12 protein-coding genes are annotated in these 15,718 nt (G+C 48.7%); 7 read left to right on the forward strand and 5 right to left on the reverse strand.

Annotated features, from left to right (window positions below; all coding sequences use genetic code 11):
* Positions 1-15: 15 nt before the first annotated feature.
* Genes R6242_RS11615 through R6242_RS11625 form a run of 3 tightly spaced genes read right to left on the reverse strand, consistent with a single transcriptional unit; the run spans position 16 to position 3,156 of the window.
* Entirely contained in the window at positions 16-273 is a 258-nt protein-coding gene (locus tag R6242_RS11615; RefSeq protein ID WP_318426947.1) for a hypothetical protein, read from the reverse strand.
* A gap of 36 nt (positions 274-309) precedes the next feature.
* Positions 310-1,245, reverse strand: coding sequence for a complex I NDUFA9 subunit family protein (locus R6242_RS11620; protein ID WP_318426949.1), 936 nt, complete (start codon positions 1,243-1,245; stop codon positions 310-312).
* Between the two features lie 12 nt (positions 1,246-1,257).
* Complete coding sequence (locus tag R6242_RS11625) at positions 1,258-3,156, reverse strand: lytic transglycosylase domain-containing protein (protein ID WP_318426951.1); 1,899 nt, start codon at positions 3,154-3,156, stop codon at positions 1,258-1,260.
* Positions 3,157-3,490: 334 nt separating this feature from the next.
* Here R6242_RS11625 and R6242_RS11630 point away from each other — a divergent pair, with 334 nt between their 5' ends.
* The 7 genes from R6242_RS11630 (at position 3,491) to R6242_RS11660 (ending at position 13,093) form a co-directional block, all read left to right on the forward strand.
* Positions 3,491-7,129, forward strand: a complete 3,639-nt coding sequence (locus R6242_RS11630) for a response regulator (RefSeq protein ID WP_318426954.1) — start codon at positions 3,491-3,493, stop codon at positions 7,127-7,129.
* Between the two features lie 121 nt (positions 7,130-7,250).
* Positions 7,251-8,141 (forward strand): glycine--tRNA ligase subunit alpha, encoded by an 891-nt coding sequence (gene glyQ / locus R6242_RS11635; protein ID WP_130106439.1) that lies wholly within the window; start codon positions 7,251-7,253, stop codon positions 8,139-8,141.
* A gap of 9 nt (positions 8,142-8,150) precedes the next feature.
* Positions 8,151-8,630 (forward strand): hypothetical protein, encoded by a 480-nt coding sequence (locus tag R6242_RS11640; protein WP_293932018.1) that lies wholly within the window; start codon positions 8,151-8,153, stop codon positions 8,628-8,630.
* Positions 8,631-8,810: 180 nt separating this feature from the next.
* Entirely contained in the window at positions 8,811-10,883 is a 2,073-nt protein-coding gene (gene glyS, locus R6242_RS11645; RefSeq protein ID WP_318426959.1) for a glycine--tRNA ligase subunit beta, read from the forward strand.
* A 256-nt stretch (positions 10,884-11,139) separates the two neighbouring features.
* A complete protein-coding gene (gene gmhB / locus R6242_RS11650) occupies positions 11,140-11,688 on the forward strand; it encodes a D-glycero-beta-D-manno-heptose 1,7-bisphosphate 7-phosphatase (RefSeq protein ID WP_293932021.1) in 549 nt (182 codons plus the stop codon).
* 96 nt (positions 11,689-11,784) lie between these two features.
* The gene (locus tag R6242_RS11655; RefSeq protein WP_318426961.1) at positions 11,785-12,423 is read left to right on the forward strand and encodes a lysophospholipid acyltransferase family protein; all 639 of its coding nucleotides are present in this window, start codon (positions 11,785-11,787) and stop codon (positions 12,421-12,423) included.
* Positions 12,371-13,093 carry a SprT family zinc-dependent metalloprotease gene (locus R6242_RS11660; RefSeq protein WP_318426964.1) on the forward strand — a complete coding sequence of 241 codons (723 nt, stop codon included), beginning with the start codon at positions 12,371-12,373 and terminating at the stop codon, positions 13,091-13,093. The genes R6242_RS11655 and R6242_RS11660 overlap by 53 nt, the downstream gene beginning before the upstream one ends.
* A 344-nt stretch (positions 13,094-13,437) precedes the next feature.
* Here R6242_RS11660 and R6242_RS11665 read toward each other — a convergent pair whose 3' ends face one another.
* Together R6242_RS11665 and R6242_RS11670 are read right to left on the reverse strand one after the other, a co-directional pair.
* Entirely contained in the window at positions 13,438-14,892 is a 1,455-nt protein-coding gene (locus R6242_RS11665) for an NAD(P)H-hydrate dehydratase (protein WP_318426966.1), read from the reverse strand.
* Complete coding sequence (locus R6242_RS11670; RefSeq protein ID WP_318426969.1) at positions 14,889-15,662, reverse strand: flagellar brake protein; 774 nt, start codon at positions 15,660-15,662, stop codon at positions 14,889-14,891. The genes R6242_RS11665 and R6242_RS11670 overlap by 4 nt, the downstream gene beginning before the upstream one ends.
* Between the last annotated feature and the right edge of the window lie 56 nt (positions 15,663-15,718).

The following is a 15,718-nucleotide window of genomic DNA, read 5'->3' on the forward strand; positions in this document are numbered from 1 at the left end:
CCGACAGGCTGAGGCCTAGTCTTCTTTAAACATATGGGTGTGGCTACTGGTGAGCTCTCGACCATTCCAGTGAAAACCTGAAATTTTAGCGGTGAGCACGTCCGCTGCTGCGGCACTATCTGTGTGAAGCTGGACCAAGGCCAGCGCATTGTCTGTACCACCCTCTGTGATCGTGATGGCACCAAATTCGCCTAAACCAATTTCATTGCTAAGCAGAGCTTGCACGTCTTCTACGCTAATTTCAGGAGGAAGATTGCCGATAACGATTTGCATGGTTAAATCCTTTTAATTTAGAAAAAAAGTGCAGGCTTATTGTCTGCCTGCATGGCTACGAAAATGGTTGTAGCGATTGGTTTTACCCCTCGCTAAATAGCTGGGGGCGATGGCTTCTAAGGCCATTGGCCGCCAAGCTAGCTCTGGGGCAAGGCCTGCTAAGTCGATATTGTCGACTTGCAGTGAGTCAAGATTGTCGTGGCTAAGTGGAGGATGAGGCAAGAGGCTCATTAAACTAGCTTGCGCCCTTGCCGCCCAATTGGGTAAGGAAATAATAGGCCGACATACACCAATGGTCTGAGCGGTATAGCTGACTAGCTCTTTTAGCGTGTAAACCTTGGGGCCAACGAGACTAAGCGTGGTGCCGATCAGGGCCCTATTATTCACGCCTTCAGCAAAAGCACGAGTGACATCCTGCACCCATACTGGTTGAAAACGCGTATCGGCCCCTGCCAGTGGCACAACGGGCGCTATTTTAAGCAGGGATGCAAATAGATTTAAAAACTGATCTTCCTTGCCAAAAACCACCGATGGGCGATAAATCGTCCAGTCTAAGCGGCTGGCTAAAACTCGGGCTTCTGCCTCGCCTTTGCTGCGCTGATACATGGATGGGCCATGAATATCCGCACCCAAGGCGCTCATATGCAGATAGCGACAAACATTTTGCTCGGTACAGGCGGTAATGATTTTTTCGGTGAGCGTGATATGGGCACGTTTAAAGCTGGCTTCAGAGCCTTGCAAAATACCCACTAAATTGATGACAACATCTTGCCCAGCCACCAGCCTTGCCAAGGTGGCCGGATCATGAACATCGGCATTGATCAGATTAAGGTGGGTGAGCAGTAGTAAATCAGCCCGAACCTGTTCGCGTTGGCGGGTGGGCAGGGTGACTTGATGCCCTGCCGTAGCGAGCTTAGCGGCCAACTGGCGGCCAATAAAGCCGCTGCCTCCTATCAATAGAATCTTTTGCATCTTGCGGCCTTGTTATGGTGCTTCGGCAGAGCCAGCCTTGGCGTTAATATTGGCCAGCCTTTGCTTGAGCGGCATGCCTTGCCCTGAAAATGCGTGAGCGTAATGAATGGCGTTGGCCATCACTTTTTTCACGTAATCACGGGTTTCATCAAAGGGAATGGTTTCGATATAAATCACGCCATCCAGTGTTTGTTTGCCTTGCCATGCACGGGCTCGCCCTGGCCCTGCGTTGTAGCCTGCCGTCGCCAAAATCTGGTTATCGTCTAGCTGCTCCCAGATATAACGCAAATAGAATGTACCAAACGTGACATTGGTCGAAATATCGTGAACTTCTGCGGTATTAAAGTGCTTATTGCCCATTTTTGCCGCAATCCACTTGGCGGTGGCAGGCATTATCTGCATCAGCCCGCCTGCGCCAACCCCAGAGCGGGCATTACTGATAAAGCGGCTTTCTTGGCGCATTAGGCCGTAAACCCAAGCGGGATCTAAGCCCTCATTTTTAGCCGCAGGCTCGATCAACTCACGGTAGGGAGTAAGGTAACGCAGGCTAAAATCATGTAATTGCTTGGTGCGTTCAGCCGAATAAATGGCGCGGTCAAACCAATTTTGTTTGAGTGCTAGCTCGGATGCGGCTAGTAATTGCTGATCGCTAAGGCCGCGCATCGCCCAATTCCACTCGCGGATGGCCTCGATGCGCCAATCTTGGTCGATCAGGGCTAATGCACGCTGCACGCCAGGCAGGGCGCGAACTTGTTTAATTTCTTCGCTGCTTGCCTTGTAGCTCACATTGGCGGAGGCGATGCTATTGCCTAATTCTTCCCTTGATAATAAGCCGTAAAAATCGTGGTTCTCTGCGGTGCTGGCCCAGAGTTGATTCGCCTCAAGGGTTTTATTTTGGCCTTTAAGAATACGTGCCTTCCAATACATCCAGCTGCTTTCTTGCTGCTCCTTGGCGGGCAGTGCTTCAATGCGGGCGAGTGCGGTATTCCAATCAGAGAATCGCAGTGCCGCGCGAATCGCCCAAGCGCGATCCTCACTTTCCATACCTTGGCCATCGCCCTTGCTCAGCCAGTTGGAAGCGCGTTCGTGTTGTTTTTTTGCAGCAACTAGGCCGATCTGCTGCCAAGCATATGCTTTATCTTTGGCGGGTAATTGCTCCTCTAGATCACTTAATAAGCTAGCTGCGCGGTCTGGGCTTGTCCTGGCAATTCGGCCTAAGGCATAGATGGCTAATTCGCGGCCAGCGGGGGTGGCCAACGAGAGCTTATTGAGCTGCTTATCGGGCGAGGCAGCAACGGCATTGATATGTTTAACGCCAAATTCAGCAGGAAAGCCCACGCGGGGCGCTAATTGGCGGGCCAGCTCGGTACGATTACCGCTCAGTGCAATACGAATACGAGCCCAAGCATCCGCCTTATCTAGATCATTGCTATTGAATAAGGCATCAAACACGGGGTTACAGGCTTCAGCTTGTGGCTTGGATGAAAACCATAGTGCTTTGGCTTCTAGTAAAGGGCCACGTTCATTATTGGCTAAGCCGGCTTGCGCACGCAGGCAGACTAATTCATTGCTTGGGTTATCAACCTTTGCGTACTCGGTTTCAAAACTCCCCCAGCTTTTACGACGCCCCAATTCTTTGAGCCATTCCCCTCTAAAACGCTCTGCGAGTGGGCTGTTGTCGTAATTTTTTAAAAAGCTTTGCGCATCACTTTCGCTGGCGCTGGAGATCTGTGTACTGAGCCAGTAATAACGTGGATACATTTCTAGCGGCTCGCCAGCGCTTGAATCGGCCATTTTTGCGATGCTGGGTAAATCGCGGCTGCGGGCGGCTTCACGCAGCTGAGCAAGATCTAGGCGAGCTTGAGCACTGGCAGAAAGCGTCAGGGAAGCAATCAATAATAGTTTTTTCATAGTTCTTTTAAATGTATTGAGCAGGCAGGCGTAGCTTAAGCATAACTTAGGCTTGTTGTTATTCGTAGGTTAGTAATTGTAAAAAATGGAAAATATTTGTTTTAGCTGCACAATGTGATGTGCAATAGGGGCGATGGCTAACAAGTGCTGGCCGTGCCGAGCGCTGCCAGAGGCTTTTCTTTTAGGCTAAGGCCTGCATGATATGGGTTTTGTGTATTTCTGCTTGCGATTGCACATGGCACGATGTTCTTGGGCGGTCTATTTTTAAATATCACTGGCCTTGCTAACGCACTTTTTAACTAAACCTTTTATATTTATTCGGGATCAATGCCTGATGCCGCAACGAATTTTCCAAGACCTTCTGGGAAGGCTAACTGCGTTTCAGCTTAGGCTTACTTATACGCTGATGATAGTGGCGGGTGTGCTAGCTATTGCGCTGTGGCCCCAGTCATTTTGGCTTCCCAAATTAGTGCTTAGCGGATTATTGCTGGCTCTGCTATTGCAGTGGCAAAAAATACGTCGCTCGCAAGCTGCAATAAGGCAGCAGGCCAAACAATTGGCCGCTTTAATTGCAAAAAATGAGCAACTTAGCAATACAGAACTCACCATCGCTAAGGCGCATCAACAAGTGTTGGAAATGTCCAACGCCCTTCCTTTTGCGGTATTTCAGTTGCAAACCTTGGGCAAAGGCAAGTATCGATACAACTTTATTAATCGGCGGGTTGAAGAGGTGCTTGGCGTTTCAGCTGCGGAGTTAAAAGAAAATCCAGAGCTATGTTGGCGCTATGTTGAGGAGCAAGACCGGCTTAGTGCGCTCAAAAAAATAAAAGAAAGCTCCGTGCAATTAAGGGCAAGTGGTGAGCCTCAGAGTATTGAAGTTTCTGTGCGGCTTACTTTAAATGGCCAATTGCACTGGGTGCTATTAAGCGGCTTTTCCTCGCCACTTCAAGCAGATGGGTCGGTTATTTGGAATGGCTATTATCAAAACATCACCGAGCGTAAGCATGCCGAAGATGAGTTAAGAGAGAGCGAAGACTATAACAAAATGCTGTTTCAAGAGTCGCACCGTCCTTTGGTGGTGCATGATCCTCTTATTAATGGCTTTATTGATTGCAATGCGGCGGCGGTAAAAATATATGGTTTTTCAAGCAAGGAAGAATTGCTAGGAAAAACACCGCTAGATGTATCTGCCGCTTTTCAATATGACGGCACCGATACTAAAACCGCGATGGAGCGGCAAGATCATTCCGCGCTTGAGCATGGAATTGAAGCCTTTGAATGGCGGCATCAGCGGGCTAATGGCGAAATTTGGGATGCCATGGTGTATTTGATGTTGTTTAATTATCATGGCCGACAATTACTGCAATTTACGCTTGACGATATTACTGAGCGCAAACGGGATGAAAGAAAAATTCTGTTTAATCGATATGTTGTAGAAAATGCGGGCGCTATGCTGTGGCTAGATTCTGAAACGTCACAAATAAAATATGTAAATAAGGCAGCAATTGAATATTTGGGTTATTCCGCTGAGCAGTGTTTAACGCTCACCGTGCCTGATATTGATCCAGATTTCGATCTAAATCGTTATCATCTAGCCGTACAAGCTTTACGGGAGACGGGTAAGCCACGGACGTTTGAGACTCGCCATCGCTGTGCCGATGGCAGAATCTTAAATGTAGAAATCACCTCTTCTTTGGTGGAAGACGAGGAAAGAATGTTGGTTATTGCCAGTAGCAAAGATATTACCTCGCAAAAGCAGGCAGAAGCCGCCATGTTGCGTGCTAAAGAAATAGCCGAAGATGCCACACAAATGAAGTCTGATTTTCTCGCCAATATGAGCCATGAGATTCGCACGCCAATGAATGCCATTATTGGCTTAAGCCACTTAGTGCTTAAAACTGAATTAAATCCTCGGCAGAATGATTATTTAAAGAAAATTCAACAATCAGGCCAGCATTTGCTTGGAATTATTAATGATGTACTGGATTTTTCAAAAATTGAAGCTGGCAAGCTGACGGTAGAGACGAGTGAGTTTAATCTGGAGGATTTGCTAGATAACGTGGCAAATCTTGTTTCTGAAAAAGCTTACACTAAAAATTTAGAGTTGATTTTTGATATTGGCTTGGATGTGCCTATTCATTTAATTGGTGACTCGCTGCGTTTAAGCCAAATATTAATTAACTATGCCAATAATGCAGTTAAATTTACCGAACAGGGTGAAATAGATATTGTTATTCGCGTGCAAGCACATGATGAGGGTGAAGTGCTGCTTTATTTTGCAGTGAAAGATAGCGGCATTGGTTTGACTGCCGAACAAGTTAGCCGTTTATTCCAAAGCTTTCAGCAGGCAGATAGCTCCACCTCCCGCAAATACGGAGGGACGGGCTTAGGCTTGGCTATATCCAAAAAACTGGCTGAGTTAATGGGGGGAGAGGTTGGCGTTGAGAGTGAATACGGGCATGGCTCCACCTTTTGGTTTACTGCAAAACTAGGCATCAGCCAGCTAAAAACACCGAGTAGCTTGCCAGCTATTGATGCGTGCCGTCGCCGTATTTTGGTGGTGGATGATAATCACACTGCGCGTACGATCTTGGCCGATATGCTAAACAATATGGGCTTTGTGGTAAGCAAGGCGTCGTCTGGCCCTGAGGCTATTGATGCGGTTATGCAGGCCGCTCCCTCTCATCCTTTCGATGTGATTCTTCTTGATTGGAAAATGCCTAATATGACTGGCATTGAAACGGCTGAATTAATTCAAGCTTTAGGACTGCAACCCATGCCTAAAATCGCGATTGTGACGGCTTATGGCCGAGAGGATGTTTTGCTGGACTGCCAAAAGCTTGGGATTGAACATATCTTGGTAAAACCCATTAATGCCTCCTTAATGCTGGATACCCTGATGCATCTCTTGGGCGATCAACTGAGTGAGCGTGCTACACAGGTGCATGTTTCTCCTCCTTTAAGGGCACTGGAGAGTATCCAAGGGGCGCGCATTCTGTTGGCTGAAGATAATCTGATTAACCAAATGGTGGCGACTGAGTTACTTAAAGACGCAGGTTTTGTGGTTGAGGTGGCGGCAAATGGGCGAATTGCCGTTGAGATGGCGCAAGCCAAACCATATGACTTGGTGCTGATGGATATGCAGATGCCAGAAATGGATGGCTTAGAGGCAACACGTTATCTTACTGCTTTGCCACAGCTTGCCCATTTGCCCATTGTGGCGATGACGGCTAATGCGATGCAGGCAGATAGAGAGCGTTGCCTAGAATCAGGGATGGTGGATTTTGTTAGCAAGCCGATTGAGCCAGATGATTTATTTAAAACCATATTGCGCTGGATTAAGCCTCTACAAAGGGGGGGAGATCTTGGCGCTCCAATGCCAGCACTTTCGGTCTTACCTGAGCAAATATTGGGTTTGGATCGCGTTGTAGGCTTGCGGCGAGTTTTAGGCAAGGAGGATCGATATATTGCGATGCTGCAAGGGTTTGCACTAAATCAAGCCCATATTGTGGCTGATATTCGTGCTGCCTTAGCCAAAGATGATAGGGTGACGGCAGAGCGTTTGGCGCATGCTTTAATAGGCTGGGCCGCCAATATTGGGGCGGCCAGCTTGCAGCGGGTGGCTGTGGCCGTGGAGCAGGGCATTCATATGTCCACACTGAGAGATGAAACTCTATCGGTGTTGCAAACCTCACTTGCCAAGCAAATCGAGTCTATTCATAAGGCTTTACCTACGGCGGTAGCGAGCAATGATGTGCCGTTTGATCCACTAAAGCGTGATTTGCTTTGCTTACAATTGGTGGCGCTGTTAGCAAATGCAGATGCACAGGTCGAGGCGCTGATGAATAAAAATAAAGTTTTATTGCAGGCGGCATTTCCCAAGCATTTTTATCAAATAGAAAACGCCGTGCAACAGCAGGAGTTTAAGCAGGCACTTCAGTTGCTTGGTGAAGCAAACAAATCACTTCAATGAGTGCTTACACAGCAAAATACTGTGATTAGCATAAGCTGAGGATCCATCCTGATCTCCCGATAAAGGGTAAAAGCAAGTAGAATCAGGGCGTTTAAGAATATTAAAGAACGAGAATGGGAATATGCTGACTTTCCAAGAAATTCTGCTCACGCTGCAAAACTACTGGGGCCGTAATGGTTGCGCGCTATTGCAGCCTTACGATATTGAAGTAGGTGCGGGTACATTCCATACCGCAACCTTTCTGCGCTCCCTAGGCCCAGAGCCTTGGAATGCCGCCTATGTGCAGCCTTCACGCCGTCCTAAGGATGGTCGTTATGGCGAAAACCCAAATCGCTTGCAGCATTATTACCAATTTCAAGTGGCTCTAAAGCCATCGCCAGACAATATCCAAGATCTCTATTTGGGTAGCTTGCGCGAGCTGGGCATTGATACCAGTGTGCACGATATTCGTTTTGTAGAAGACGATTGGGAAAGCCCAAGCTTGGGTGCGTGGGGCTTAGGTTGGGAAGTGTGGTTGAACGGGATGGAAGTCACTCAGTTCACTTATTTCCAACAGGTGGGTGGTATTGATTGTAAGCCAGTGCTGGGCGAAATCACCTACGGCGTTGAACGACTAGCCATGTATTTGCAAGGCGTGGAGAACGTTTACGATTTAGTGTGGACAGTTTATCCAAATGGCCAAAAAGTAACTTACGGCGATATCTACCATCAAAATGAAGTAGAGCAATCAACGTATAACTTTGAACACGCTAATGTGCCGCTGCTGCTCGATTTATTTAATAAATTTGAGAGCGAAGCCGCGCGCCTAATGGAAGCAAATCTGGCTTTACCAGGCTACGAGATGGTGATGAAGTGCTCGCACGTCTTTAACTTGCTGGATGCGCGTGGCGCGATTTCGGTGACAGAGCGTGCAGCATATATTGGCCGCGTACGGACGCTTTCGCGCTTAGTAGCAAGGGCGTATTACGATTCGCGTGAAGCATTGGGTTTCCCAATGTGCCAAGTTAGCTAGGTGATGGTTATGATCCGCTATCTCATCTTGATTGCTTTGCTGGCTGGCTGTGGAAAATTTGAAGATGAGGTCTATGGCCCGCTTGAAGTTCCCAAAGAGGGCGATTGGCGCAGTTATGGGGTGATGGCGGATTATGAAATGCTCGTCGATGTGAAATCGATTACTCACGATGACGATTACGCGCCGACTAAATACACCTACGTTTGGTTGCAACAAAAGTTTAATGAAGATCAAACGGATGAAGTAACTAAAAAGCAATTTCGCGTGAAGTATTCGCGCCATGCCATTGATTGCCCATCTAAAAAAATGGCCGGCACTTTGAGCGATATGCGTGATACAGAAAACCGGCAGGTGGCACGTTATGATATTCCTGGCTATCAGTGGGAATTCGATGAGCCGCTAGCCAATAGCTTTGGCGGTGATTTTGTGCGTCAAGTCTGCAAAATTATGGCAGAGAAAGAAGCTAAAGCTAAATTAGAAGAAAATTAACAGATGTTACAAAAACATCTTTTATCCGCAAAAGACACCCACAATGTGTGGCAAAATCGCCTGTATTTGCTGCATATTGCCGACTAAATATGGGCGAAATCAGTGGCTCAGCTTTCGTGATTTTTGTGGGCGAAACCTTTTTCCAAAATGCCACTGCGTCATATCAGAGAATTAAATCCCATGTCCAATTCTGTATCTCAAACACTGCTAATAGAAATTTTTACCGAAGAATTGCCACCTAAAGCACTGCCTAAATTGGGCGCTGTATTTGCTAGTGGTATTTTTGATGAATTAGCCAAATTGGGTTTTGTCGCCAAAGACGCCGAAGTGGAATCCTTTGCTAGCCCACGCAGGCTGGCGGTATCGATCTCCAATGTGCTGGCGGTGCAGCCCGATCAAGCCATTGAGCGCCGCGGCCCTGCCGTGGCTTCTGGCTTTAAAGATGGCGTGCCAACCCCTGCCTTAGCAGGCTTTGCACGTAGCTGCGGTGTGGATGTGGCGCAATTGGCGCAAGGCTCAGATGGTAAGCAAGATGTCTTTGTCTTTTCCTCGGTCAAAGCTGGTGAAGCCTTGGTTAAAGTGCTTTCGGCGATTATCGCCGCCACACTTAAAAAACTGCCTGCACCTAAAATGATGCGTTGGGGCGATAGGGACGGCCAATTTATTCGCCCAGTGCATGGCCTAGTGGTGCTGCATGGTAGTGAAGTTATTCCTGCCCAGTTCTTGCACCTAGAAGCCGGCCGTAGCACGCTGGGGCATCGCTTTTTATCCACAGAAGCCATTGAGCTGGCTAATGCGGATGAATACGCCGCCCGTTTGTTTGATGATGGCTTTGTTGAAGCGAGCTTTGATGCCCGCCGTGCCTTGATTGCAGATCAGCTTAGCAATGCCTGCCTAGAGTTAAATGCACAAATCGCACCATCCGATGGTCTACTGGATGAAGTCACTGCGCTGGTGGAATGGCCTGTGGTCTACACCGGCAACTTTGATGAAAAATTCTTAGCTGTGCCACAGGAATGCTTGATTTTATCTATGCAGCAGCATCAAAAATACTTCCCGTTGCTGGATCAAAACGGCAAGCTACTGCCTAAGTTTTTGGTGGTTTCTAACTTAGAAACAGCCGATCCTAGCCATATTATTCATGGCAATGAGCGGGTATTGCGCGCACGTTTATCCGATGCTGAGTTCTTTTTTGAACAAGATAAAAAGAAAAAGCTGGATTCCCGTGTGCCGCAATTGGCCAATGTGGTTTATCACAACAAAATTGGTAGCCAGCTTGAGCGTGTTGAACGTCTACAAACCATTGCTGGTGCAATTGCCTTAAAACTGAACGCCAATGTGGCCGATTGCAAGCGTGCGGCTTATCTAGCTAAGGCAGATTTGATTGCCGATATGGTGGGTGAGTTTCCTGAGCTGCAAGGCGTAATGGGCATGTATTACGCCCGTATTGATGGCGAAAACGAAGCCGTTGCTGCCGCAATTGAAGGGCATTACCACCCACGCTTTGCGGGCGATAGCTTGCCGGTGGGGGCTGTAGCACAAGCCGTTTCTCTAGCTGATAAGCTGGAATCCATTGTGGGAATTTACGGCATTGGCCTGATTCCAACAGGGGATAAAGACCCATTTGCCTTACGCCGTGCCGCACTGGGCGTATTGCGTATGGTGCTGGATCTACCGTTGGATCTAAAAGAGCTGCTAAGCATGACCGCCGCTAGCTTCCCTGACGGCGTAGTGGCAGAGGGCACGGTAGAAGGCGTGTACGGCTTTATGCTGGATCGCCTTAAAAACTACCTCGCTGCAGATTACCCCGCTGCGGATATTGACGCGGTGTTGGCGCTGAAACCAACGCTCTTAAATGAGATGGTGATTCGCTTGCAAGCGGTAGCGGCATTTAAAGCGTTACCAGAAGCCACCGCCTTGGCTGCGGCCAATAAACGTATTCGTAATATTCTGAAGAAGGTCGAAGGCGATTTGCCTGAGCTGAATGCCGCCTTGCTGAGTGATGCCGCTGAAATGGCATTGCACGCCGAGCTATTAAAGCTGCAGCCTGTGGTGAGCCGTGCTTTAGCTAGCCAAGACTTTACCGGTGCATTGAAAGCGCTGAGTGCTTTAAAAGAGCCAGTCGATGCTTTCTTTGATTCGGTCATGGTGATGAGCGATGACCTAGCCGTACGCGGTAATCGTCAAGCCCTGCTCGCTGCTTTGGCAAGCCTGATGAATCGAGTTGCAGAGCTGTCTTTACTGGCGGAGTAAAAAATAACCTGATTATGTCTCTTGCTCATTTTTTGTCGTTGGGCTGGAATATCAACGTGAATCGAGTTAACTCGTAGGGGCGCTGCTTGCTGCGCCCTCGCTGAACAGGGCGCAGCAAGCAGCGCCCCTACAGAATATTGGCCTACATGTCATATATGGCTTTTTTTGAGCAAGAGACATAATCAGGAAAAATAATGCAGGGTGGGCACAAAGACGCGCCCATCCTAAGCTTGTTAGATGAAAAACGGAGTCGCGTATGAAGTTATTGATTCTCGACCGCGACGGCGTAATCAATGAAGATAGCCCTGACTATATCAAAACGCCGGAAGAGTGGATTCCCGTTGCTGGCAGTTTAGAGGCGATTGGCGAATTATCCCGTTCGGGCTGGACGATTGTCGTGGCCACCAATCAAAGCGCAATTGGCCGCAAGATGATTAGCGTGGATGCCTTGAACCGCATTCATGCCAAGATGCATCGTGCCATTGCCGAGCAGGGTGGGCATATTGATGCAGTGTTTTTCTGCCCTCATGCACCGGACGCTGCATGCGTTTGTCGTAAACCTAATCCAGGCATGCTCTTAGATATCTCTAGCCGCTTCCATGTGCCGAGCGCGCAATTGGTGATGGTGGGCGATTCGCTACGTGATTTGCAAGCCATTGCGGCTGTGGGTGGCAAGCCTGTCTTGGTGCGCACTGGGAATGGCATTAAAACTGAACGAAAAGGTCTGCTGCCCGATGGTACGCAGATATTTGACGATTTGGCGGCCTTTGCCGCGCATTTATTGGCCCCTGAAGGTGTGGATTAAATGATTTGGTTGCGCTCCATTTTGTACTGGTTAGCTGTGCCTATAGTAACTCCGATTTTTTGTGTAATTGCGATCCTCATTTTGCCGCTTCCACCTATGCTGCGTTACCGTATTATTCGTGGCTGGTCATGGATTATGCTCAAATGGCTTAAATTTACCTGTGGCCTGACTTACCGTGTGGAGGGCCTTGAAAACCTGCCTGCCAACCCCGCCGTTGTGATGAGTAAACACCAATCGGCTTGGGAAACGCTGGCACTGCAGCATGTGTTTCCACCGCAAGTTTGGGTGCTCAAAAAAGAGCTTTTAAAATTGCCGATTTTTGGCTGGGGCTTGGCTACTTTATCGCCAATTGCGATAGATCGCTCTAACCGTGCCGAGGCGCAAAAACAGTTGATTTCTCAGGGCAAAGATCGCTTAGCTAAGGGTTTTTGGATTGTTATTTTCCCTGAAGGCACACGCGTACCATCCGGTGCTTATAAGCCTTATAAACAAGGTGGGGCGCGTTTGGCGCTGGATTTAGAAGTAGCAATTGTGCCAGTTGCGCATAATTCGGGTGAGTATTGGCCGCGTAATTCCTTTTTAAAATGGCCAGGCGAAATTGTGATGGTGGTGGGTAAGCCGATAGATCCTGCAGGACGCAGCCCACAAGATGTCACCCAAGAGGTTGAAAACTGGATTGAGGGTGAAATCCAGCGTTTTGGCGGTGTTGGCCCCTGCTATGCACCCAAAAAATGAAGCCTATTTATTGCGGCTGGCCAATCAAGAAATCGCTTATCAAATAGAGCGTAGCAGCCGTCGCCGCTCCATTGGCCTGAAAATCACCGCCGATGGGCTGACGATCGTTTTGCCTGCACGCGCTCCAATCAAAGAAGCTGAGCGGGCGATTCAAAGCAAATTAAAGTGGATCTTAGCCAAGCTGGCGCAGCCTATGCCATCGGTTGTGGCTTTGGCGGCGGGAAGCAGCGTGCTGTGGCAAGGCCAAGCTAAGTTTGTGCAGCTGGCTGCGGGTAGGACACGGCTAGAAGAAGAAATTTTATATGTTTCCGAATTGGCCCCTCTTTCAACTGCGCTCACTCGTTTTTACCAACGCAGTGCTAAAGCTTATTTTTTGCAAAGACTCGGCTTTTGGAGCGAACAGATGGGCTTGCAGCCACGGCAGCTATTTTTAAGCTCGGCCAGAGGCCGTTGGGGGAGTTGTACTGCTTTAGGTGATATTCGGCTGAACTGGCGCTTAATGCAGGCCCCGCCGCAGGTGATTGATTATGTGGTGATCCACGAGCTAGCGCATTTGGCTGAGCTTAACCACTCCTCTCGGTTCTGGGGCATTGTTGCAGCAGCATGCCCAGATTGGAAAACGCAGCGGCTTTGGCTCAAACAAAATGGCGCGCTGCTGTTTGCGTGGTAAGCGCCACTCTCTATTCTCTGCAAATAGATTGTACGTATAAGTAATCCTGATTGTGTCTCTTGCTCAATCTCATTATAAATATCGTAGGGCGGGTGAAACCCGCGTGTTGATTCAGCCTTGCTTGCGGGTTTCACCCGCCCTACATATTCCAAAACTAAGCCTAGCACTCAAGAAACCCATCTATACAGAGCCCATTGAGCAAGAGACATAATCAGGTAAGTAATTGTTGGACGCACAAAGGCATACGTCTAGCCAATAGGGAATGACAACGCGTCATCTATGCGTGCTGTATGTGTTTTTCGTGGATTAGGTATTAATCTTACTGCGTAATATCTAGTTAGCAATCACTCGCAATCCGCCAAAGCATGATTCAACGCCGCTCTGGCATAGATGATGGTTTCGCTGGCAGTTAACCCGATCCCGCCTACATTTTCCCTGTACCAGTTATCTGCGGCTTTGCCGTGTAGCCAACAGCCGCTTTGTACTGCCGCCAATGGCGCTAGGCCCTGTGCGATGAGTGCGGCGATGATGCCGGATAACACATCGCCTTGGCCTGCACTGGCAAGTGCGGCATTGCCGCTACCGTTGATGCTCCACGCTTGCCCATCTGCACAGATTGATCCCGCGCCTTTGAGCAGCACTGTGGCGTGATAACGCTTGGCAATGGCTTGAGCTGCTTCTATGCGATTGGCTTGTACCGCTATGGTGCTGGTTTGCAGCAGCCTTGCCGCCTCGGCTGGGTGTGGGGTAAGAATGGTGCTGGCAGTACGCTGAGTGATCGTCGCAGTTAGCTGACTTGAGCTTGCCAGTAGATTAAGCGCATCTGCGTCTAGTAGCAGTGGCAGCGGGCTAGCAATGCTTTGCTGCACGAGTGCCATCGCCTCTTGGCTTGTGCCAAGCCCTGGGCCAATTACTAGCATGGTGAGTGCGGGGTGTTGTAGCGCTTCTGCTGCAGAATGCAGCATAAGCTCGGGCTGTGTGGGGTCGACGCTCAATACTTTATCGAGTAAGCCAAGCACTACTCTGCCTGCGCCTAATTTTAAGGCGGCGCGGCCAGCAAGTAGCGTGGCTCCAACCATCCCTGTTGCACCACCAATAATCCCAACTGTGCCGTAACTGCCTTTATGGCTATCGGCTTTGCGCAGTAAATTGGTCATGGCGCTGGGTGCTGTGCTTTGTAAATAGCCATCTGGCTCAGGGTAGCAAGACTGGGGTATTTGTAAATCTAGCAGGTGGATGTCACCGCAGGCATTACAGCCTTGGCCGGTAAATTGGCCAGGTTTATGCGCCATAAAACTGAGCGTGTGATTGGCTTGAACTGGGCTGCCTGTGCCGCTATCGCTGATTAATCCACTGGGAGTATCCAAAGCAATAACAGGGCAGGCCAGCGCCTGCAGTTCTTGGATTATTTGGCTATCGCGGGCAGATAGCGCGCGATTTAGCCCTATACCATAGAGGCCATCAATGGCTAAATCGGCATGTAGAGGGGTATGGTTCTGGGTTTGTCCGCCGCAGGCCAACCATTCGGCCAAAGCCTGCTGTGCGCCGGGTGGTACTGCTGGCGCACTAAGCCGTAAAAAAATATTTTTACCGGCAAGATGTAGCTGTTTTGCGGCGAGTAAAGCATCGCCGCCATTATTGCCTGGGCCTGCCAATACATAGATATTTTGCGCGTTGGGGTAATGTTTCAGCACCCATGCCGCGCTGGTTTTGCCCGCTCTTTGCATGAGCGATAAGCTGGCCGCAGCGATTTCGATTTGCCTTAAGCCATGATTAAAAAAGAGCGGGATGTTTTTCATTCGCGGGAGATTCTTTGGCGCTCAATCTTATTAATAAAACGCTGGATCTGCGTTTGCATTTTTCCTGATAAATCAAAAAAACGGCAGCCTACGCGCTGGGTCTTGATGCCGTTTTTAAGTGTTACATCAATCACAATGCATATCTGCATATCGATCTCAATCAGCCCAACGTCAAGTAGTTGAATTCGACAATTGTGCAAGGTATCTCCAACCACCATGGGGAGATCGGGAGACACTCCCAGTAAACTTAAACCGCCCAAGCTAATATCTGTGACCGATAACTCGGTGTGGCCGCCATTGGCTAAAGGGATGGTGCAGTCCATTCTTTGTGACATTGGAATATCTAGGCGATAAAAATCTCGTCTTTGCATTCGCAATGTTTGTACAGGGCCTGAACTACGGATTGCGGTTCGGCCATCAAAGAGAACTTGCTGGGCATTAGGTAGCTCGAATTGAATTTTTACTTTATTCACCACACCCACAAGAAAAATGCGATTTTCTTTAGTCAGGGCGTCGTTGGTTCTGCTGTCATTACTACCGTCAAACAACAGGCCTTGATCATCAATAGCCAGTAAGGTGCTGATTGCAAAAGGCTCACGCTTACCTGCAGGGTACAGGCAAATAATCTCACCTTTCTCTAGTAATTGGCTAAGTAGGTATTTGATTTCGATGCTAGAGGTAACTAGATAAGGCCCTGGGTCAGAAACAAAGACCGGCTCTAGTGTTGGGGGTTGTTGCATTGTGTAATCAGCAAATAAGAGATAAGCCACTTTATATCATTGGTGGCGGTTTAATCCTAGGATATACGCGTTGCTACTTAGTTATG

Source organism: Iodobacter sp. CM08 (assembly GCF_033446605.1).
Lineage (GTDB): Bacteria > Pseudomonadota > Gammaproteobacteria > Burkholderiales > Chitinibacteraceae > Iodobacter.

Coding starts and splice junctions, on each gene's coding strand:
- glyS (WP_318426959.1), top strand. CDS start 8,811: ATGTCCAATTCTGTATCTCAAACACTGCTAATAGAAATTTTTACCGAA.
- R6242_RS11640 (WP_293932018.1), top strand. CDS start 8,151: ATGATCCGCTATCTCATCTTGATTGCTTTGCTGGCTGGCTGTGGAAAA.
- R6242_RS11615 (WP_318426947.1), bottom strand. CDS start 273: ATGCAAATCGTTATCGGCAATCTTCCTCCTGAAATTAGCGTAGAAGAC.
- gmhB (WP_293932021.1), top strand. CDS start 11,140: ATGAAGTTATTGATTCTCGACCGCGACGGCGTAATCAATGAAGATAGC.
- R6242_RS11665 (WP_318426966.1), bottom strand. CDS start 14,892: ATGAAAAACATCCCGCTCTTTTTTAATCATGGCTTAAGGCAAATCGAA.
- R6242_RS11625 (WP_318426951.1), bottom strand. CDS start 3,156: ATGAAAAAACTATTATTGATTGCTTCCCTGACGCTTTCTGCCAGTGCT.
- glyQ (WP_130106439.1), top strand. CDS start 7,251: ATGCTGACTTTCCAAGAAATTCTGCTCACGCTGCAAAACTACTGGGGC.
- R6242_RS11630 (WP_318426954.1), top strand. CDS start 3,491: ATGCCGCAACGAATTTTCCAAGACCTTCTGGGAAGGCTAACTGCGTTT.
- R6242_RS11655 (WP_318426961.1), top strand. CDS start 11,785: ATGCTGCGTTACCGTATTATTCGTGGCTGGTCATGGATTATGCTCAAA.
- R6242_RS11620 (WP_318426949.1), bottom strand. CDS start 1,245: ATGCAAAAGATTCTATTGATAGGAGGCAGCGGCTTTATTGGCCGCCAG.